The 21004-nt window shown below is 54.8% G+C and carries 20 protein-coding genes; 5 read left to right on the forward strand and 15 right to left on the reverse strand.

The features are described 5' to 3' along the window. The first annotated feature begins 39 nt into the window (after positions 1-39). From AACZ19_RS13045 to AACZ19_RS13055, 3 genes are read left to right on the forward strand one after another with little or no spacing between them, the layout of a single operon-like run. Positions 40-1191 (forward strand): bifunctional 2-C-methyl-D-erythritol 4-phosphate cytidylyltransferase/2-C-methyl-D-erythritol 2,4-cyclodiphosphate synthase, encoded by a 1152-nt coding sequence (locus AACZ19_RS13045; protein ID WP_339634662.1) that lies wholly within the window; start codon positions 40-42, stop codon positions 1189-1191. Further along, positions 1188-1679, forward strand: coding sequence for a phosphatidylglycerophosphatase A (locus AACZ19_RS13050; protein WP_339634664.1), 492 nt, complete (start codon positions 1188-1190; stop codon positions 1677-1679). Before AACZ19_RS13045 ends, AACZ19_RS13050 begins: the two co-directional genes overlap by 4 nt. Then, positions 1666-2166: a CinA family protein gene (locus AACZ19_RS13055; RefSeq protein ID WP_339634665.1), complete on the forward strand. Its 501-nt coding sequence runs from the start codon at positions 1666-1668 to the stop codon at positions 2164-2166. The genes AACZ19_RS13050 and AACZ19_RS13055 overlap by 14 nt, the downstream gene beginning before the upstream one ends. Here the strand turns inward: AACZ19_RS13055 and AACZ19_RS13060 are convergent. The 14 genes from AACZ19_RS13060 to tpiA form a co-directional block, all read right to left on the reverse strand. Further along, positions 2156-2620, reverse strand: coding sequence for a type II toxin-antitoxin system RatA family toxin (locus tag AACZ19_RS13060; protein ID WP_339634667.1), 465 nt, complete (start codon positions 2618-2620; stop codon positions 2156-2158). The two genes, AACZ19_RS13055 and AACZ19_RS13060, sit on opposite strands and share 11 nt — an antisense overlap. 31 nt (positions 2621-2651) lie before the next feature. Beyond that, positions 2652-3602: a lipoyl synthase gene (lipA, locus tag AACZ19_RS13065; protein WP_339634669.1), complete on the reverse strand. Its 951-nt coding sequence runs from the start codon at positions 3600-3602 to the stop codon at positions 2652-2654. Positions 3603-3650: 48 nt separating this feature from the next. Continuing rightward, entirely contained in the window at positions 3651-5054 is a 1404-nt protein-coding gene (lpdA, locus tag AACZ19_RS13070) for a dihydrolipoyl dehydrogenase (protein ID WP_339634671.1), read from the reverse strand. Positions 5055-5064: 10 nt separating this feature from the next. After that, on the reverse strand, positions 5065-6399 hold the full coding sequence (locus AACZ19_RS13075) for a pyruvate dehydrogenase complex dihydrolipoamide acetyltransferase (protein WP_339634673.1): 1335 nt from the start codon (positions 6397-6399) through the stop codon (positions 5065-5067). An 11-nt stretch (positions 6400-6410) separates the two neighbouring features. Then, a complete protein-coding gene (locus tag AACZ19_RS13080; RefSeq protein ID WP_339634675.1) occupies positions 6411-7832 on the reverse strand; it encodes a pyruvate dehydrogenase complex E1 component subunit beta in 1422 nt (473 codons plus the stop codon). A gap of 30 nt (positions 7833-7862) precedes the next feature. Further along, positions 7863-8897, reverse strand: coding sequence for a pyruvate dehydrogenase (acetyl-transferring) E1 component subunit alpha (pdhA, locus tag AACZ19_RS13085; RefSeq protein ID WP_339634677.1), 1035 nt, complete (start codon positions 8895-8897; stop codon positions 7863-7865). Between the two features lie 290 nt (positions 8898-9187). Beyond that, positions 9188-9499, reverse strand: a complete 312-nt coding sequence (locus AACZ19_RS13090; RefSeq protein ID WP_339634679.1) for a septum formation initiator family protein — start codon at positions 9497-9499, stop codon at positions 9188-9190. Between the two features lie 115 nt (positions 9500-9614). After that, a complete protein-coding gene (locus tag AACZ19_RS13095; protein ID WP_339634681.1) occupies positions 9615-10115 on the reverse strand; it encodes a lysozyme in 501 nt (166 codons plus the stop codon). Between the two features lie 193 nt (positions 10116-10308). Then, the gene (gene eno, locus AACZ19_RS13100; protein WP_339634683.1) at positions 10309-11586 is read right to left on the reverse strand and encodes a phosphopyruvate hydratase; all 1278 of its coding nucleotides are present in this window, start codon (positions 11584-11586) and stop codon (positions 10309-10311) included. Positions 11587-11607: 21 nt separating this feature from the next. Next, the gene (gene kdsA / locus AACZ19_RS13105) at positions 11608-12441 is read right to left on the reverse strand and encodes a 3-deoxy-8-phosphooctulonate synthase (RefSeq protein WP_339634685.1); all 834 of its coding nucleotides are present in this window, start codon (positions 12439-12441) and stop codon (positions 11608-11610) included. Positions 12442-12443: 2 nt separating this feature from the next. Beyond that, on the reverse strand, positions 12444-14075 hold the full coding sequence (locus tag AACZ19_RS13110) for a CTP synthase (RefSeq protein WP_339634687.1): 1632 nt from the start codon (positions 14073-14075) through the stop codon (positions 12444-12446). Positions 14076-14164: 89 nt separating this feature from the next. After that, positions 14165-14506 (reverse strand): preprotein translocase subunit SecG, encoded by a 342-nt coding sequence (gene secG / locus AACZ19_RS13115; RefSeq protein ID WP_339634689.1) that lies wholly within the window; start codon positions 14504-14506, stop codon positions 14165-14167. Between the two features lie 129 nt (positions 14507-14635). Further along, positions 14636-15325 (reverse strand): phosphatase PAP2 family protein, encoded by a 690-nt coding sequence (locus tag AACZ19_RS13120; RefSeq protein ID WP_339634691.1) that lies wholly within the window; start codon positions 15323-15325, stop codon positions 14636-14638. A gap of 80 nt (positions 15326-15405) precedes the next feature. Further along, on the reverse strand, positions 15406-16164 hold the full coding sequence (gene tpiA / locus AACZ19_RS13125) for a triose-phosphate isomerase (RefSeq protein ID WP_339634693.1): 759 nt from the start codon (positions 16162-16164) through the stop codon (positions 15406-15408). Between the two features lie 216 nt (positions 16165-16380). Here tpiA and AACZ19_RS13130 point away from each other — a divergent pair, with 216 nt between their 5' ends. Together AACZ19_RS13130 and trpE are read left to right on the forward strand one after the other, a co-directional pair. Then, the gene (locus AACZ19_RS13130) at positions 16381-18252 is read left to right on the forward strand and encodes a SurA N-terminal domain-containing protein (protein WP_339634695.1); all 1872 of its coding nucleotides are present in this window, start codon (positions 16381-16383) and stop codon (positions 18250-18252) included. A 3-nt stretch (positions 18253-18255) separates the two neighbouring features. Continuing rightward, complete coding sequence (gene trpE / locus AACZ19_RS13135) at positions 18256-19773, forward strand: anthranilate synthase component I (protein WP_339634697.1); 1518 nt, start codon at positions 18256-18258, stop codon at positions 19771-19773. Between the two features lie 14 nt (positions 19774-19787). On the opposite strand, the gene AACZ19_RS13140 is transcribed toward trpE, so the two are convergent. Next, positions 19788-20912 carry a divergent polysaccharide deacetylase family protein gene (locus tag AACZ19_RS13140; RefSeq protein ID WP_339634699.1) on the reverse strand — a complete coding sequence of 375 codons (1125 nt, stop codon included), beginning with the start codon at positions 20910-20912 and terminating at the stop codon, positions 19788-19790. Positions 20913-21004: the final 92 nt, after the last annotated feature.

Here is a 21004-nt window from a genome sequence, read left to right on the forward strand (position 1 = left end):
TTTATTGAACCTTCCGGTTTCGCGACCTATTGTCGGGCCATGACAACCATCGCCCTCATCGTCGCCGCCGGCAAAGGCCTCCGAACCGGAATGAGCTTTCCCAAGCAATATATTGAGATTGCAGGAAAAACCATACTCAGGAGAAGCATCGATGCGTTCCTTGAGCATCCAGCCATCGACAATATTTGCGTGGTTATCAGCGATGCGGACTTAGCGCTCTATGACGAGGCAACAAAAGACCTCAACGTGCTGCCGGCGGTAATGGGCGGTGCGACGCGTCAAGAATCGGTCCGCAACGGGTTGGAGAGCCTGACTGATTTGTCACCAGATTTTGTGCTAATTCATGATGCCGCGCGGCCCTTCGTAAGCACCGCATTGATCAGCCGGTGCCTAGAGATGCTGGAAACCGGGCAGGCTGTGTTGCCGACGCTCCCCCTTACGGACAGTCTGAAGACATTTTCCGATGGACAGATTACCGGCTCCGTCAATCGCGATGAAATTGTCGCTGCGCAGACACCGCAGGGCTTTGCTTTTGCGGCTATTCTGGCAGCGCACCGGGCCTTTGACGGCGAGAATTTGACAGATGATACAGCCCTTGCCGCTCGCGCGGGTCTAGGTGTGTCAATAGTTGAGGGGGAAGCCCTCAATTTCAAGATCACCACTGCGGCGGATATGGCGGCGGCGGAGCGGCATATCCTCAAATCTCTCGGGGATATCCGCACTGGCTATGGTTTTGATGTTCACGCCTTCGAGGCCGGCGAAAGTGTCTGGCTTGGCGGCGTTGAAATCCCCTATAGGAAAAAACTGAAAGGCCATTCCGATGCGGATGTGGCGCTGCATGCCCTGACGGACGCCTTGCTGGGCGCTGTTGCCGCCGGAGATATCGGCGTTCATTTCCCGCCCTCGGATCCTGTATGGAAAGGCGCGGCGTCCGAGAGATTTATCTCCCATGCCGCCCGCCTCGTCGCGGAGAAAGGCGGCGTGATCAGCCATGTCGATCTGACCATCATCTGCGAAGAGCCGAAAATCGGTCCGCACCGCGCGGCCATGACAGAGAAAATTGCCGATATCCTGAAAATTCAAAGCGACCGGGTCAGCGTCAAAGGGACAACGACGGAAAAGCTCGGCTTCACCGGCCGCGGAGAAGGCATCGCCGCGCAGGCGGTCGCAACGGTGAGGCTGCCTGAATGAGCCAAAAAATCGCCCCCCTCTCCCTCTGGCATCCGGCGGTTATTCTTTCCACCTGGTTCTGGAGCGGCCTGTCTCCCAAGGCACCGGGAACGGTCGGTTCCCTCGCGGCACTGCCGTTTGGTATTTTGATCTTTCATTATCTCGGTGCACCGGCGCTTGGCGTGGCCTCGCTGATTGCCTTCGGTGTCGGCTGGTGGAGCACGAAAATCTATCTGGAGCGCACCGGGAAAACCGATCCGGGCGAAGTGGTCATTGACGAAGTCGCGGGAATCTGGCTCGCGCTTCATGCGGCGGCGCTTACCCCCGTGATGATATTGGTGACCTTCCTTCTCTTCAGGCTCCTTGACATCTGGAAGCCCTGGCCCATTGGCTGGCTGGACCTAAAAGTGAAAGGCGCTTTCGGCGTCATGATCGATGACTATGTGGCGGGGCTGATTGCCGCCGTCCTGATCGTTATAATAAAAAGGGTATATGATGGGAATTTTTAGCGGAGACATCGAAAAGCTGGCAACCGAGGTGCTGGAAAAATGCCGCGCAAAAAAATGGCAGCTGGCGACGGCGGAATCCTGCACCGGCGGACTGATTGGCGGGGCGCTCACGGATATCGCCGGTTCCTCCGACGTGTTCGATCGCGGCTTTATCACCTACAGCAACAAGGCAAAGGCGCGTGTTATCGGTGTCAGCACGGAGACATTGCGAAGCTTCGGTGCGGTATCGGAGGAAACGGCGCGGGAAATGGCGTTAGGGGCCCTAAAAACCGCAGGCGCGAATATTACTGTCGCCGTAACCGGTATTGCCGGCCCCGGTGGTGGCGGTCCCGGAAAGCCGGTCGGCTTGGTTCATTTTGCCGTTGCCACGGAAGAGGGCGTCGCGGAGCACCGAAAGATGGAATATGGGGATATAGGCCGGTCTGAAGTTCGCATCGCCACGGTAAAGACGGCACTTGAAATGCTCTTCGCGGCGGCTAGCCGCTGACGGATTGATCCTCAACAGACTTGATCCCGTATAGTTCTTTCGCGCGGGTTTCAAAGGCCGAGATCATGCGGGTCACCGCTTCGTTAAAGAGCATCCCGATCGTCTTTTGCAGGATCATTGAGCGGAACTCGAAATCGACAAAAAAATCGATTTCACACCCTTTCGGGTGTTCGTTGAATTGCCAGTGATTGTTGAGATAGCGGAAGGGTCCGTCCATATACTCAACATCAATCCGCATATGTTCTTCATCCAGCGTCACTTTAGACGTGAATTTCTCCCGGAACAGCTTGAAGCCGATCACGAGATCGGCCAGCACAATATTCTCTTTTCGCTCCTTAATGCGCGCGCCGACGCACCAGGGGAGGAATTCGTCATACCTGTCGATTTCCGCCACCAGATCAAACATCTGCTTTGGACTATAAGGGAGAACCCGCTGTTCCGCGTGTGTTGGCATACTCTACTTTATTCCGTACTCGCTTGACTGGTCAGTTCTTGCCATTGGTCCGCTCGCGCGCTGCCTTCAGCTTGGCGAAATCCTCACCCGCATGATGACTTGAGCGGGTCAGCGGCGAGGCGGAAACCATCAGGAAGCCTTTAGCATAGGCCTGCTTTTCGAGAACTGCAAATTCATCCGGCGTCACAAAGCGATGAAGGGCATGATGCTTGACCGTTGGTTGGAGATACTGGCCAATCGTAATGAAATCGATATTCGCAACGCGCATGTCATCCATGACCTGGGAGACTTCCTCCCTCTCCTCGCCAAGTCCGACCATCAGGCCCGATTTGGTGAACATGGTCGGATCAAGCTCCTTCACCCGTTCCAGCAGACGGAGGGAATGATAATAGCGGGCGCCAGGACGGACGGAGGGATAAAGCTTCGGTACCGTCTCAAGGTTATGGTTGAAGACATCAGGCTTTGCCGCAACAACGACTTCTAACGCACCGGGTTTCTTGAGAAAATCCGGCGTTAGAATTTCGATCGTCGTTTCCGGCGTTGCTTCGCGAATGGCCGTGATAACCTCGGCGAAATGCTGTGCGCCACCGTCTTTCAGGTCATCGCGGTCAACGGAGGTGATCACGACATGATTGAGGCCGAGCGTCTTGACAGCCGTTGCCACGTTGACCGGCTCGAAAGGATCTAGGGCATTGGGCTTACCGGTCGACACATTGCAGAAGGCGCAGGCGCGGGTGCAAATTTCACCCATGATCATCATCGTCGCATGTTTTTTTGCCCAGCATTCACCGATATTGGGACAGGCCGCCTCCTCGCAGACCGTAGTGAGGTTAAGGCCGCGCATCAACTCGCGCGTCTCGTTGTAGGTTTTCGAGACAGGCGCCTTCACCCGGATCCAGGCGGGCTTGCGCTGTATCGGGTTGTCCGGCCGGTTCACCTTTTCCGGATGACGAACACGCTTTATCGATGCTGTCTCATTCATAACTCAACCTTACCATCGTTTCTCCCTGTAGACTGGCAGAGAATTAAACTAGATGTGGATCACCTTGCCATAGGCGTCAAGCACGGATTCATGCATGGCCTCCGATATTGTTGGGTGCGGGAAGACCGTATGCATCAGGTCAAGCTCGGTCGCTTCCAGTGTTTTCGCGATGTCGAACCCCTGAATGAGTTCGGTCACTTCCGCGCCGATCATATGGGCGCCCAGCAATTCTCCCGTTTTGGCATCGAATACCGTCTTGACCAGACCTTCCGGCTCGCCGAGCGCTATTGCCTTGCCGTTTCCAATGAAAGGAAAGCGGCCGACCTTGACGTCATAGCCCTTTTCTTTCGCCGCCGCTTCCGTCATGCCGACGGAGGCAACCTGCGGATTGCAATAGGTGCAACCCGGTATATTTGACGTATTTAGCGGATGCACATCCTTCTCGCCGGCAATTTTCTCAACGCAGATTACCCCTTCATGGGAGGCCTTGTGCGCGAGCCAGGGTGGACCGGTCAAATCGCCAATAGCATAAACGCCGGGCTCCCCGGTGCGCGAAAATTCATCCACTACGACATGAGTTTTCTCGACTTTCACCTTTGAATCTTCGAGGCCGATGTTCTCGACATTGCCGACAATACCGACGGCGAGGATGACGCGATCGAATGTATCCGTCGAGCTTTTGTCCTTCTTGTCCTTGAAGGTGGCCGTGACTTTGCCTCCAGACTTCTTCAATTCGGAGACTGTCGTTCCCTTGTGGATGGTCATGCCCTGTTTCTTGAAGGCTTTCTCCGCAAGGGAGGAAATCTCGGCGTCTTCCACCGGCAGGATGCGATCCATCACCTCGACAACGGTAACTTCGGATCCGAGGGCATTGAAAAAGCTCGCAAATTCGATCCCAATCGCGCCGGAGCCGACAACCAGCAGCTTCTTCGGCATAACATCCGGCACCAATGCTTCCTTATAAGTCCAGATCAGCTTGCCATCCGGTTCAAGCCCCGGCAATGTCCTGGCCCGCGCGCCGGTCGCGAGAATGATATGCTTGGCATCCACCGTTATGACGACTTTATCATCCTTGGTCACTTCGAGCTTTCCGCCGCCTTTCAGCTTACCATGCCCATCGATGACCGTGACCTTATGCTTCTTCAGAAGATGCTTGACCCCACCGGAAAGCTGACCGGCCACCTGACGGGACCGGTCCACGGTTTTCTTGAGATCGACGGAGGCGCCCTCGACCTTGATGCCGAATGTTTCCGCATGCTTGATCAGGGTATAGACATCAGCGGTCCGCAGAAGCGCCTTTGTGGGAATACAACCCCAGTTCAGGCAGATGCCGCCGAGGTGTTCCCGCTCGACAACCGCGGTTTTTAGCCCAAGCTGCGCCGCACGAATTGCCGCCACATATCCGCCAGGGCCGGACCCGACAACGACCAGGTCAAATTTCGTCTCGCTCATATCCGGCTCCTCACAGCATCATGGTCAGGGGCTCTTCAATATACCCCTTGAAATATTTAAGTAATTCCGCCCCCATGGCGCCATCAATGACGCGATGATCGCAAGAGAGTGTCACGCTCATCATCGTCGCCATGGCAAGCGCTCCGTCTTTTACAACCGGGCGTAATTCTCCGGCCCCAACCGCAAGAATTGCTGATTGCGGCGGATTGATTACAGCAGAAAATTCCTTGATCCCGTACATACCGAGATTGGAAATCGAGAAACAGCCGCCCTGATATTCCTCCGGCATCAGCTTGCCTGCTTTTGCCTTGCCCGCAAGTTCCTTCATTTCGTTGGAAATCCCGGCGAGACCTTTCTGGTCGGCATGGCGGACAACCGGCGTGATCAAACCGCCGTCAATCGCCACGGCAACGGAAATATCAAAGTCCTTATACTGAAGAATCTTGTCGCCGCCCCAGATGGCATTGGCCGAAGGCAGTTTCTTGAGCGCAAGCGCAGACGCCCGGATGACGAAGTCATTGACCGAGATCTTATACTCATCAGACCGGCCATTCAGTTCCTTGCGCATCGCCAGCAGATTTTCGAGCTCGCATTCAATGGTCAGATAGAAATGCGGGATCGTCTGCTTGGCCTCGCTCAGCCGCCGGGCAATTGTCTTGCGCATACTGGAGAGCGGAATTTCTTCATAATTCCCTTCCGGTGGCGGTGTTGTTGCCTGCGGCTGTGAGGCAGGTGCGGAAGCAGCCGCCTTGGGTGCCTCCTTGTCTGCCTTGGCCGTTCCCGAGGCAATTGCCTTTTCTACGTCCGCCTTGACGATCCGGCCATGCGGTCCGGTTCCTTTGATTGCTTTGAGGTCAAGCCCTTCATTCGCCGCTATCCGGCGAGCGAGTGGGCTTGAAAAGATGCGCTCCCCTTTCTTTGAGACCGGGGCCGGGCCACTGCTACCCTTGACTTCCGGCGCGGCTTCATCCGTCGCCGGTTCGGATTTATCTTCGCCAGCCTTCTTCTTTGGCGCTTCTTCCTTTTCGGGTTCGTCCGATGCCTCCTTCTCCGGCGCCGGTGCCGATCCTGCATCGAAGTCGTCAAGGGCGGATTCATCCTCCCCCTCTTCCAGCAGGATTGCGATCGGCGTATTCACGGCAACATTTTCGGTGCCGCCCTCAATCAGGATCTTGGCGAGCGTTCCTTCGTCCACCGCCTCGACTTCCATGGTCGCCTTGTCAGTTTCAATCTCAGCCAACACGTCCCCGGAGGAGACAGTATCGCCCTCTTTCATTTGCCAGTTGGCCAGCGTCCCTTCGGTCATCGTCGGTGAGAGGGCTGGCATGGTGATGGTAATTGGCATTTTCGCCCCCTTTAATCGCGATAACAGACAGATTTAGCCGCCGCCACAACCTCATCGGCATGCGGAAGCGCCAGTTTTTCAAGATTGGCGGCATAGGGCATCGGCACATCTTTTCCCGACACGCGAAGAACCGGCGCATCAAGATAGTCGAACGCGTGATGCATGATCTGCGCCGTGATTTCCGCGCCAACGCCACTCTGTGGCCAGCCTTCCTCAACCGTGACACACCGGTTCGTCTTGCGAACCGAGGCCAGCACGGTGTCCATATCCATCGGCCGGATGGTGCGAAGGTCGATCACCTCGGCCGAGATATCCTCCTCAGCGAGCTTGTCCGCTGCCTCCAGCGAATACCGCATTCCCATGCCAAAGGAGACAATAGTCACATCGTCACCGGAGCGTTCAATCTTCGCCTTGCCGATGGGCAAAACAAAATCATCCATCACCGGCACCTCGAAACTCTGTCCGTAGAGAATTTCATTCTCCAAGAAAATCACCGGGTTCGGATTGCGGATGGCGGCCTTCAGGAGACCCTTGGCATCCGCCGCCGTATGCGGCGCAATCACAATCAGCCCCGGCACATGGGAATACCAGGACGCATAGCATTGGGAATGCTGCGCCGCCACGCGAGATGCCGCCCCATTGGGGCCACGGAACACGATCGGGCTTCCCATCTGTCCGCCCGACATATAGCGGGTCTTGGCGGCGGAATTGACAATCTGGTCAATGGCTTGCATGGCAAAGTTAAATGTCATGAACTCAACGATGGGCCGCAGCCCATGAAAGGCCGCGCCGACACCGACACCGGCGAAACCATGCTCGGTAATCGGGGTATCAATCACGCGGCGCGCGCCGAATTCATCGAGCAACCCTTGCGTCACCTTGTAGGCGCCCTGATATTCGGCGACTTCCTCACCCATGACGAAAACACGCTCATCCTCACGCATTTCCTCCGCCATGGCATCGCGAAGCGCTTCACGGACCGTCATCTTGGTCATCTCGGTGCCTTCCGGGATTTCCCCGCTGGCATCATAGGCGTCCGGCGTTTTCGAACCCCCGCGTGAGGCCGGAGACGGAGCACGCTCCTCTTCTTCCTTCCCGTCGCTATCCTCCTCCGTTTCCTCCTCGTCAGATGATTTGGACGCAGAGGACGGGGCACTGGGAGTGAAATCATCAAGATCGCTTTCATCCTCCCCTTCTTCGAGGAGAACCGCAATCGGGGTATTGACGGCAACATTCTCCGTCTCTCCCTCGATCAGGATCTTGCCGATTTTTCCCTCATCGACCGCTTCCACTTCCATGGTCGCCTTGTCGGTCTCGATCTCGGCCAGCACGTCCCCGGAACTAACCGTGTCGCCCTCCTTAACCATCCAGCGGGCCAGTTTGCCCTCGGTCATCGTCGGCGATAGCGCGGGCATCAAAATTTCTGTTGGCATTTATCTCGTCCTTCCCAACCTGATCGGCACTTATGCCAAAACATCCGTGTAAAGCTCTTCCGGTTTCGGTTCCGGACTGTCCTGGGCAAATTCGACAGCATCAGCGATAATTGCCTTGATCTCGCGGTCGATTTCCTTGAGCTCATCTTCGGTGTGGATTTTGTCATCGAGAATGGTCTGGCGCAGGTGATCTATCGGATCATGTTCCGCGCGTTTCTTGTTGACCTCCTCTTTCGAGCGATATTTCGCCGGATCAGACATGGAATGTCCGCGATAACGGTAGGTTTTCATTTCAAGAATATAAGGCCCCTTTCCGGAACGAACCCAGTCGACGGCTTTCTTTCCTGCCTCAGCGACGGCGAAAACATCCATGCCATCAACCTGTTCGCCGGGAACATTAAAGCTATCACCGCGCTTATAGAGCTCTGTCTGCGCGGAAGACCGCTTGACCGATGTTCCCATGGCATATTCGTTATTTTCAATGACATATACCACCGGCAGGTTCCAAAGTTCCGCCATATTGAAGCTCTCATAGACCTGGCCCTGGTTGACCGTGCCATCGCCCATATAGCAGAGGGTGATTTCTTTCGTGCCCTGGTATTTCTGGCTGAACGCGAGCCCGGTCCCGAGCGGCACACAGGCGCCGACGATACCGTGGCCGCCATAAAAGTTCTTTTCCTTGCTGAACATATGCATGGAGCCGCCCTTTCCTTTGGAATAGCCGCCCTCGCGTCCGGTAAGCTCGGCCATGACGCCTTTCGGATCCATGCCGCAGGCCAGCATATGGCCGTGATCGCGATAAGAGGTAATGACCGCGTCATCATCCGTGATCGCCGACTTCATACCGACGACAACGGCCTCCTGCCCAATATACAAGTGGCAAAAGCCGCCAATCAGGCCCATGCCATAGATCTGTCCGGCCTTCTCTTCGAACCGGCGGATCAGAAGCATGTCCCAGTAAAACTTCTCAATGACCTCTTTTGAGAATTTCGGCTTGGCCTTGCGGGCACCTGTGCTCGACTTCTTGGTCGCAGGCGCAGGCTTCTTCGCAGCTTGACGTGCCATGGTGTCTCCCATTGATGTGGGCATCGAAGGTATCCCTGCCCTGTCCGATGCGCGTTGTGACTGCATCAGAATGTGTATGAACAGGTCGACTTAGACAAGCTGTATTTATAGATTAACTTTATATCAGTTAATATTTTAGAAAATTACTTCGCACATGCAAAATAAACCGAAAATCAGTTAATATTTTCAGGCGCACGAAATGCAAAATTTCAACTGAACGCACGCAATAAACAATAATAATAATAAATATAAAACGGGATATAAAAAAAACAAAACAGACTATCGCCTGACTATTTTCTGTAAATGACGATCTCGTCAGGGTGAGCAAGCCCTAAAACGTCACGACTGCGCTCTTCCAGCATATCGACATCGAGATTCTCCGGTCGCAGCAAGGCAACCCGCTTTTCAAGCGCCTGTTTCTCGTTCTCGGTAAGCTGGTAAATGGCTTCCGCCCGGTCAATCGCATGCTGAAGTTTCAGATAGGCGAAAAGGCCCCGATCCCCTTCAACAAGATGATAGCTGAAATAGGCAACAGCAAGTATTCCCAGTATGGGTCCGGCTCCGGCTTTCGCGCGCTTGCGTATTTCATGGCTGACGTTCATGAAGTGAGTGAATCAAATAGCGGAGTCGAGGTCAACCGTTAAATTGCCCTCCGGACAATTTAGTTGCGAAAAACATCATAATAGACTGAAATTGCGGAAATTAGGGACGATACCCTCAAGTATATTTCCCCTCGGCGAAAAGCTTACCCTCTTTCTCCCGCCGTTCCTTTAGGACGGGCGAGACCTCTTTACCACTACCGAGATGGGTCCAACGCGCAATATCGGCTAACGCGCCTTTTTTATCCCCCGCATAAATCCATCGATCTAGTTCCGCTGGAACAGCGTTATAATCGCTTTCATTCAGCTTTTTGAGTAATGTTGACGATTTAAAAGCTTCCTCCCCGACATTGTAGGTAAAGGATACCAAAGCGTCGAACTGGCTCTGCTTGAGATCAACTTTCACCGCATTATTGACCGTATCCACCGCCCATTTCACATCTTCCGTGAAATAGCTGTTCGCCTGGGCCTGGGTGATCGTCTCTCCGACCTTTACATCACCCGTATGGCCATAACCGATGGTCATGACCCCTGTTCCGTCATCATAGGCGGTTAGCCGTTCCCCCTCGAAATGCTTAATGAAATTTGCGCCCTGCGAAGAGAGTTCATGCGTCATCATCAGCCTCCAAATATCAAAGTTTTAAATATCTATATTAGATAGCTTTAAATATCTATTTTTCAATTTTGAATTGTAAAATAGAACAGGCACATACCATTGCCCGTTCCGCGTCGAAACGGGGCGCATGGCATACATAGTGGTCCTGCGTGGTTTTCGCGATATCCGCCGGTAAAAGCTATCCGGTGGCTGACTTCTAGCCTTTCAAAATGCTGCGGCCCGCATATTCCGCGGCATCGCCAAGCTCTTCTTCAATTCGGATGAGTTGATTGTATTTTGCAAGGCGGTCAGAGCGGCTGAGGCTGCCCGTCTTGATCTGCCCGCAGTTGGTGGCAACCGCGAGATCGGCGATGGTGGAGTCTTCCGTCTCGCCGGAGCGATGCGACATCACCGCCGTATAACGCGCTTTGTGGGCCATTTCGACCGCTTCCAGCGTTTCCGTGAGCGAGCCGATCTGGTTGACCTTCACCAGGATGGAGTTGGCTACGCCTTGCGAAATGCCGTCGGCGAGCCGTTTCGGGTTGGTCACGAATAGATCGTCCCCGACAAGCTGAACCTTGCTGCCGATTTTCTCGGTCAGCGTTTTCCAGCCTGCCCAATCATCTTCGCTCATGCCGTCCTCAATCGAGATGATCGGATAATCACCGACCAGCGCCGCATAGTAGTCCGCCATTTCACCCGACGAAAGAATTTTATCCTCACCCTTGAGGTGATACTTGCCGTCCTTGAAGAACTCGGTCGAGGCCGCATCCAGCGCGAGATAAATATCCTCACCCGGCTTGTAACCCGCACCTTCAATGGATTTCATAATGAAATCAAGGGCATCGCGCGTACTTGCAATATTCGGTGCGAAGCCACCCTCGTCGCCGACATTGGTATTGTGGCCTGCCTTGGAAAGTTCCTTCTTAAGGGTTTGGAACACTTCCGATCCCATCCGGATCGCATCCGCGCAGGTGTCGGCGGAAACCGGCATGATCATGAATTCCTGAATATCGATGGGGTTATCTGCATGCTCTCCACCATTGATGATATTCATCATCGGCACCGGCAATGTCCGGGCCGAGGCGCCACCGATATAGCGATAAAGCGGCAATCCGCAATCTTCCGCCGCAGCGCGAGCAAGCGCGAGGCTGACACCAAGGATCGCATTCGCCCCAAGGCGGCCCTTGTTCTCGGTCCCGTCAAGCGCCAGCATCGCCCTATCGAGTGCAATCTGGTCATCCGCATCGCGGCCGGAGAGAATATCGAATATCTCGCCATTAACAGCCTCAACCGCCTTCAGGACGCCCTTGCCGCCGTAGCGGGACTTGTCGCCATCGCGCAGCTCCACGGCCTCATGCGCGCCGGTCGACGCACCAGAGGGCACCGCCGCACGGCCAAATGCCCCGCTTTCCAGAAGAACATCGACTTCAACCGTAGGGTTGCCGCGGCTGTCCAGAATTTCACGACCGGTAATATCAAGAATTGCACTCATACGACTGGGTTCCTGTATTTTTTAGAGATTTTTGGCAAGAGTATCGAATTTTTTCAGTGTGGTAAGCAGGGCCTCCATCTGGTCGATGGGTACCATATTTGGTCCGTCGGAGGGTGCGTTATCCGGGTCCTGGTGGGTTTCCATGAAAACCATGGCAACGCCGACGGAGACAGCGGCCCGCGCCAGCACCGGCACGAATTCCCGCTGGCCGCCCGATGTCGTGCCCTGCCCGCCCGGCTGCTGCACGGAATGGGTCGCATCAAAAACAATAGGTTGACCGGTCTGTTCTGCCATAATGGCAAGGCTGCGCATGTCCGTGACAAGTGTGTTATAGCCGAAGCTCGCGCCGCGTTCCGTCAGCAAGATCCGGTTGTTCCCGGCGCTGATCAACTTGTTCGCAACATTCTTCATATCCCATGGGGCCAGGAACTGACCCTTTTTGACATTGATCACTTTGCCGGTTTTTGCGGCAGCAACAAGAAGATCCGTCTGGCGACACAGAAAGGCCGGTATCTGCAGAACATCCACCGCATCGCCCAAGGCCGCACAATGTTCCGGCAGATGCACATCCGTCAGCACGGGAATGCCGAATTCACTGCGAATTCTTTCAAAGACCGGGATCGCGCCTTCGAGGCCAAGGCCGCGCTCCGCCGTATGCGATGTGCGGTTCGCCTTGTCAAAGGAGGTTTTGTAAACCAATGGGATGCCGAGTTTCTGTGTCATCTCATGCAGGCGGCCCGCCATATCCATCGCATGGATCATGCTTTCCATCTGGCATGGTCCCGCGATCAGGGCGATGGGTAAATCGTTGCCAACGGTAAAGTCGCCAATCTGGACGTGATGGGTTTCAGTCATGTCTATACCAATCGTGATTTCTTGACCGCCGCCTCGATAAAACTCTCAAACAGCGGATGCGGCGCGAAGGGTTTTGATTTTAACTCTGGATGGAACTGAACGCCAATAAACCAAGGATGATCTGTAATTTCGACGATCTCTGGTAATTCCCCATCTGGCGAAAGGCCGGAGAATTTATATCCCACCTTCTCCAGAACATCCTTGTAGGCGATATTGACTTCAAAACGATGACGGTGACGCTCATCGATATGGGACACGCCATAAATCTCGCTGACTTTTGTATCGGCGACAAGATCGCAAGGATAAGCGCCGAGCCGCATGGTCCCACCGAGATCGTCATCGGCACTGCGTGTCTCCGTTACGTTTCCGCGCGTCCATTCCGTCATCAGGCCAACGACATTGGGCTCATACAGGCCAAATTCGGACGTGCCTGCATTCGGCATTCCAGCAAGATTACGGCATCCTTCAATGACCGCCATCTGCATTCCAAAGCATATTCCGAAGTAGGGAATATTCTCTTCGCGGGCATATTGGACCGCGCGGATTTTTCCCTCCGCGCCGCGTTCACCAAATCCGCCGGGCACCAGAATGGCATGCGCATCTTCAAGAACGCTGGCCGGGGACACACCGTCGGCTTCAAACAATTCTGATTCCAGCCAGGTAATCTTGACCCGCACCTTGTTTGCGATCCCGCCATGGATCAACGCTTCGGTCAGGGATTTATAGGCGTCCTGAAGCTCAATATATTTACCGACAACCGCAATGGTCACCTCACCTTCCGGATGCAGGACGCGATCAACAATATTCTCCCACTTTGAAAGGTCGGGCTGCGGCGCATCATCAATCCCGAACGCTTTCAGCACCTGTTCATCAAAGCCTTCCTTGTGATAGCTGAGCGGCACTTCATAGATCGTGCGCACATCCAGCGCCTGGATAACCGCTTCTTCCGGAACATTACAGAAGAGCCCCATTTTCCGGCGCTGACCGGCAGGGATTGGCTGCTCGCTCCTGCAGAGAAGGATGTCCGGCTGGATGCCAATTGAGCGAAGTTCCTTTACCGAATGCTGTGTTGGTTTGGTCTTGAGCTCCTTCGCAGCGGCGATGTACGGCACCAGTGTCAGATGTACAAAGACCGCATCATTCTGCAGCTCATACCCCAGCTGACGAATAGCTTCCAGAAACGGCAGCCCCTCAATATCGCCGACGGTGCCGCCGATTTCGACAAGGACAAAATCCTCATCCTCAAGGTTATCCGTCGCAAATTCCTTGATCGCATTGGTGATATGGGGAATGACCTGAACCGTTCCGCCGAGATAGTCCCCGCGACGTTCCTTGCGGATCACCGTCTGGTATATCCGCCCCGTCGTCACATTGTCGCTCTGGCGGGAGGGTACACCGGTGAATCGCTCATAATGACCGAGATCGAGATCCGTTTCAGCCCCGTCGTCGGTGACATAGCATTCACCATGTTCGTAAGGATTCATGGTGCCGGGATCGACGTTGATATAGGGGTCCAGTTTCCGAAGCCGTACTTTGAAGCCGCGCGCCTGCAGGAGAGAAGCCAGCGCCGCCCCGGCAAGGCCTTTGCCGAGCGAGGAAACCACACCACCGGTAATGAAAATGAACCGAGCCATGGAGTTACGTTATAACCAATTCTTTATTCGCCGTGAAGTAAAAGAGGCGGCTTTTACGCCGCCTCCGATATTTTTTGTAAAATGTCCGATTATTCGGACAATGGAGCCGAGGGCTCAGCCGGGGCCGCCGGGACGGCGGGCGCCGTGCTTTCCGGCGCGTCCGTGGTTGTCGCGGGGACATCGAGAATGGACGTCGGCTCTGAATGCGTACCGCTCACGATCGCGAGCAGGACACTTGTCAGCATAAAGCCAGCCGCGAGGACGGCTGTCGTCCGGGTCAGCAGGTTGGCAGCTCCGCGGCTGCTCATCGCGCCGCCTCCGCCGCCACCGCCGCCGATACCCAGTGCACCGCCTTCGGACCGTTGCAACAAGACTACCCCGACCAAAACGATCGCGATCATAACATGAATGACCAGCAGGACAGTTTCCATACTTCTAAAATCCCGATATTCCGGCGGCCCTCGCCGCCCGTTTCATCAACAATTGCTGGGCTTCTACACGAAACTCAACCAGATTACCAGAGACTAGTTACGCGTACTCATCAGAAAGGAACAAGAGCCCTACTCCTTTATGCCGCGAATCCGCATGACCGCTTCCTGGAAGGATGGCTGCCTCAATATGACGTCCGCATAGGCATTGCCCAGCAACTGACCCGAAATGATGTCCATCGGATAATGTACGCCGGCAGTAACGCGCCCATAACCAATCTGTCTGGCTAACTCCGATAGTTCCGCTTCACGCTCCGGAAAAATATATGCCAGCAGGCGCGCATAGACTGTTGCCCGTATGGCGTGCCCGCTTGGATAGGAGGCGACAGGCCGTGCATCGCCAACTGGAGTCACTGCATCGCTGACCTGAAAGGGACGCGGATAATCATACCTGCCCTTGACCGCATCATAGTCCTGCCTTACCTGATCGATGGCCTTATCCAGCGTTTCTTCAAGCGCGACCCGATCAACACTATCGAGATCATGCCCCAGAATTGGTGCGAACCGGTCGAAATTCAGAGGCTTTTCAACAAAGGCAACCTCTTCCGGCGTGCGAATCTTCTGCATCCACATCACGACAGCCATCTGCTGATTGAATTCCGGCGACCCTAATTCCGGCGGAGCGCCGATCAAAGATTCCGCCTTGACTTCACCATCTGGCAGAAACTTATTGTTCTCCGTATTCTTTGGCGTCATCCCGCTTACGAAAATTGCGATGACAAGAAGAGGTGCTATAGCCGTAATCCGACTGAAAATCTTCATTCTCTGATTCCCCTTGGGTTATAGCAGGACCAGTGACATGTAGTATTGAACAGATTGAATTCAATCCAGACGGTTGAATCTCAAATACAGGTACTCACGATCGGCCAGAAATCAACCGCCTTCAAACTCGCGCCGCCGACCAATGCTCCATCGACATTTTCAACCGCCATCAGTTCCGCCGCATTGCTGCCCTTGACCGACCCGCCATAAAGCACACGGACAGAATCCGAATCGCCCATCATCGATCCCAGTTCCTTGCGGATATGGGCGTGAACGTCGGCAACATTCTCCGGCGTCGGTGTCTTGCCCGTGCCGATTGCCCAAACCGGCTCATAGGCAATGACGGTATTGCTTGCCGTTGCACCGCCGGGCAGGGAATTCCGGACCTGGTCACTGATAACGTCGAGGGTCTTGTCCCCTTCCCGCTCAACCAGGGTTTCGCCGACACAGACAATGGCAATCAGGCCAGCGCGCAAGGCCGCCTCCGCCTTCGCTTTTACTACCGCATTGCTCTCACCGTGATCGGCGCGGCGTTCGGAGTGACCGACAATGCAATATTCCGCGCCGGCATCCTTCAGCATTTCAGCGGAGATGTCGCCGGTATGGGCGCCACTCTCATTTGCGTGACAATTCTGACCGCCAATTTTGACGGCGCTTCCCTCCGCAAGGGACACCATTTCATAAAGCAGGGTGGCAGGCGGGCAGATCAGTATATCGCACTTCGGGTCAGGATGGTCACCCGCGCGCTTTACAAGTTCCTGCAATTCCGGTGTGGCGGACCCCACCAGACCATTCATTTTCCAGTTCCCGGCAATCAACGGGCGTCTTTGCTTTGACATCTATTTTCCTCGAAACATGAAACATATAGGGGTAATTATTGCATTTTCACGATCATATGCCATTTTTTATCCAAGAAAGATACCGCTTTGCAAAATTCCATGTTGCCCCGCCCCGCCCCGTCCCTATAATCTGGCGCGCTGTGCCGGAGGTGCGGCCTTGGATATGTAATTTTTAATTCGAACTGGTTTTGGTAGACAACAAATATGCTTCACGCGATGCGAAAAGGAGCCAGCGGATGGCTCGCAAAAGGTTTGTTACTTCTTCTTGTCGCGAGTTTCGGCGTTTGGGGAATTGGCGGTGATATGCTGTCCAGTTCCGTCGGCGGCAATGTGATCGAGGTCGGCGATACCTCTGTCTCCCTTGGTGAGTTCCAGCGCGACTACCAGCGCAATCTCAATCTGCTGTCGCAGCGTTTTAATACGCAGCTTACACAGGAGCAGGCGCGTCAGTTCGGGCTCGCGCAGATGACAATCAATCAGATCGCCTCCCGCGCCCTCGTCGATGAGAAGACCAAGACGCTCGGTCTCAGCGCCAATGATGAAGCCGTGCGCAGGATGATCCAGAGTCAACCTGCGTTCCAGAACCAGGCAGGACAGTTTGACCGCTTTCTATTCGAGCAGTTCCTCTCCCGCAATGGCTACAGCGAGGGAGAGTATATCGAGATTGTCCGCAACGATATCACCGGCGATCAGCTTTTCGGTACACTCCCGCTGGGTGTCAGCAAGGCTCCGGATGTCCTTGTCGATACCTTTTATGCGTTTCTTGCAGAAAAGCGGACAGCGGAATATATCGACATTAAAGATAGCAGCATCGGCTTCGCCCCGGCCCCGACGGATGAGGAACTCGAGGCATTAATCGAAGCAGCGCCGGAAAATTACTCCGCGCCCGAGTATCGCAAACTCAGCTATGTCCTTCTCACCCCAGAAGCCGTCGCAGCGGCAACGGATATTTCGGAGGAGGAACTCAGAGCAGAGTTCGAAGCCCGCAAAGATCAGCTGGACACGCCGGAACAACGGCATGTCCAGCAAATGATTTTCGAAACCGAGGAAGCCGCTATCGCTGCTCGCAAGAAAATTGCGGAAGGCGAGGATTTCGCCAATGTGGCCATGGCGGATCTACAACTGACGACCGCCGATATTGATCTTGGCCTGATGGCACCTACCGATCTTCTGCCCGAATTGCAGGATCCGATTTTCAGCCTTGAAAAGGATGGCGTGACAGCGCCGATAAAAACGGTTCTGGGCTGGCATCTCGCGACAGTGTCTGAAATCCAGCCCGGCGAAACCCGTGAGTTCGCGGAAGTCCAGGAACAATTGAAGAAAGATATCCAGCTCGGACAGGCTCAGGAATTGCTGTATGAACGGGCCACCAGGCTTGAAGATGAATTCGCAGGCGGCTCTAAACTCGATGAAGCGGCGAAAACGCTCGACCTTAATATCATCACAACCGACTGGATTGATGCCAGCGGCAATGACAAATCCGGGAAAGCCGCAGAGCTGCCCGACGTTACGGGGTTCCTGACGGAAGCCTTCGCCCGCAGTCCACAGGATGAGCCGGAAGTGAGCGAGGCCAACGGGGGCGGATACTACGCGGTCACTGTCACGGACATCGAGGCCGCTGCTGTTAAGTCCCTTGCTGAAGTCAGGGAGCAGGCAATACAGGATTGGCAGGACAACTGGCGGCATGAGGAAGCCAGAAAGAAAGCAGAAGCTCTCCTCGTCGAGCTTAATGGCGGTAAAACGCTCGAGACTGTGGCGAATGAACAGGGTTTGACGATCCAGACATCAAAGCCCATTCTGAGAGTTGGCAGCGCCGAGGAATTATCCCCAATTGCCCGTGACGGACTGTTCGACCTTCAGACCGGCGCCTATGGCGTGAATGCTAACAAGGCAGGTGATGGTACTCTTGTTTATGGCGTTGCCGATATCATTCCGGCCGATCCTGCAACCGACCAAGACGCGTTCACACAGATGACCGAGCAGATCACAGCCAGCATAAAGACCGGCATTCTGACGGAATATGAAAATTACCTTCAAAAAGATATCGGTATTTCCGTCAAGGAAGAGCTGATCCAGGAATATTTTTAAAAGATGTCCATCCAACCCAGCTTTGCCGACTTCAAGGAGAAACACGACAGCGGGCAGTCCCAGATACTCTGGACGACGCTGGTCGCCGATCTTGAAACCCCTGTCTCTGCGATGATGAAGCTCGCCGAAGGACAGGCCAACTCCTTCCTGCTCGAATCCGTTGAAGGCGGTGCCGTCCGTGGACGCTATTCAATCATCGGCCTCAAACCGGACCTGATCTGGCGCTGTGACGGGAATGAGGCACGGATCAACCGGATGGCCCGCTTCGATCCCGACGCTTTCGTCGCCTGCGATCAGCCAGTACTGGAAAACCTGCAGGCGCTGATCGACGAAAGCCATATTGACCTGCCACCGAACCTGCCACCGATGGCGGCCGGTCTGGTAGGCTATATGTCTTATGACACCGTCCGGCTAATGGAGAAGATACCGGATGGCAACCCTGACCACCTGAAAGTACCGGAAGGGATGTTCATTCGCCCGACGGTCATGGCGATCTTTGATTCCATCCTCGATCTGGTCACGATCATTACGCCGATCTGGTCTGGGGACGATCGATCCGCGCAGAATGCCTATAACCACGCCGCGGAGCGACTTTCCGATGCGGTACAGGATTTCGAGCGCAGCTTGCCGCATGCGGCGTCTCTCGATGCTGGAAATCTCGATCTACCCGAACCAACGTCAAACACGACCAAGGCCGAGTATTACGACATGGTCGAGAGGGCGAAGGAATATATTCGCGCCGGAGACATCTTCCAGGTTGTGCCGTCGCAGCGCTTCGAGCTACCGTTCGAGCTTCCCTCTCTCGCGCTTTACCGGGCGCTAAGACGCACAAATCCCTCCCCCTTTATGTTCTACCTCAACTTCGGGGAATTCTCGATTGTCGGATCAAGTCCGGAAATCCTTGTCCGCTTGCGCGATGGCAAGGTAACAGTCCGGCCGATTGCCGGCACACGCCCACGCGGGACCACCGCCGCCGAGGACGCCGCACTCGCCGAGGATTTGCTATCGGATCCAAAAGAGCTGGCCGAGCATCTCATGCTACTCGATCTGGGTCGTAATGACGTTGGACGTGTCGCCAAGATCGGAAGCGTAAAAGTCACGGAGAAGATGGACATCGAGAATTACTCCCATGTCATGCACATCGTCTCCAACGTGGAAGGGGAGATCGCCGAAGGGCTGACTGCAATCGATGCGCTGAAAGCCGGTTTTCCGGCAGGCACCGTTTCCGGCGCGCCCAAGGTCCGGGCAATGGAAATTATTGACGAGCTTGAGAAAAGCCGCCGCGGTATCTATGCGGGCGCTGTCGGCTATATCTCCGCCAACGGTTCGATGGATACCTGTATCGCACTACGTACAGCGCTGGTGAAAGACAACAAGGTTTATATTCAGGCGGGCGGCGGTGTCGTTGCCGATAGCGATCCGGAAGCTGAGTATCAGGAGACCGTCAATAAGGCCAAGGCTCTTGTCCGTGCCGCACAGGAGGCTGTGCGCTATGCCTCCAGTAGCGGCCGAAACCGTTAGGACAGCTCAGCGCGTTATCCTTTGAAGGTGAGCGCTGTAACGGCGCTCACCGGTACAAAAAGAAAGCCCTTCTTTTTCGCCTCCGGCAACCATTTTTTTAAAGCCCGAATTGTTGCCGGATGTGGATGTCCTATGGCAATCGCGACGCCGGAACGTTCTGCAATAACCTCCACTTTCGCAAGCTGCTTCAGGATCGCCTCATCCTCAATAACGTGATCGATGAAAATATCCCGTTTAACGGACGGCATACCCCGTTCGACGGCGAGACGGTATCCGGTGGAGGCAGAGGTCGTCTTGGAATCGAGAAACAGCAATCCCCGGGCCGCCATAATGTCCATAACGACAGCCATAGCCTCGCCATCGGCTGTAAAGCGGCTCCCCATGTGGTTGTTAACGCCGACATAACCGCTAAAGCTGTCCAGATTACGGATGGTTCTCCGGCGGAGTTCCTCTATATCAAGACCCGTCAGTAAAGCATCCGGGCCCGGGTCTGCATCAGGCGAAGATGGCTCCATCGGAAGATGCAGCATGACCTCATTCCCTTCCCGGCGGGTCAATTCAACCTTCCTCTGAAGCGACGGTGCGTAAGGCAGATAAGCAAGGGTCAATAGCGCCGGAAGCGCATTCAGTTCTTCCACGCGCTGGTGACTCAGGCCGACATCGTCGATAACAATGGCGATCAGCGGTTTGTCCTGCAAGGGCGGTGCAAGGGCAGCATACCGTTTCCAGGCTGGCTGCTCTGAGGTTAACTTTTCGACCGCTAGCGTTTCAATTACGGGATCGGGCTTCATCGTCTCTACGGCCTCGCGCTCGATAGGAAGCGCTGCCGTTACCAGTGGTATCTCTTCTGTTCTCGCCTCAACCGGGTAGTCATTATAGGCATACGGACTTTCCGGTACAAACACTCTAGTAGCGGCAACCGGCTTCTCAGCCTCAATTGGCATCGCGAGAGCGTTCACCACCTGCAACTCGATTTCTTGAGATTGGGGACCAAAAAGCTTGCCGATCAGGATGCCGCCACTGACACTGATGAACAGCACCGCCACGCACAGAATGGCGATCCGCGCCGGAGCTTCCGTCACACGGCTCGCCCACGACAATAATGTCGGCTTGCTTTTTCCCATATTCCGGGATGGCATGAAAAATGACCCCTTCGCGATACGATGCCGTTACTTGCTTATGTTAATTCTACTTCAATATGGTAAACAAGGCATAAAAATGGCGATATGAA

It is taken from the genome of uncultured Sneathiella sp., from assembly GCF_963973085.1.
GTDB lineage: Bacteria > Pseudomonadota > Alphaproteobacteria > Sneathiellales > Sneathiellaceae > Sneathiella.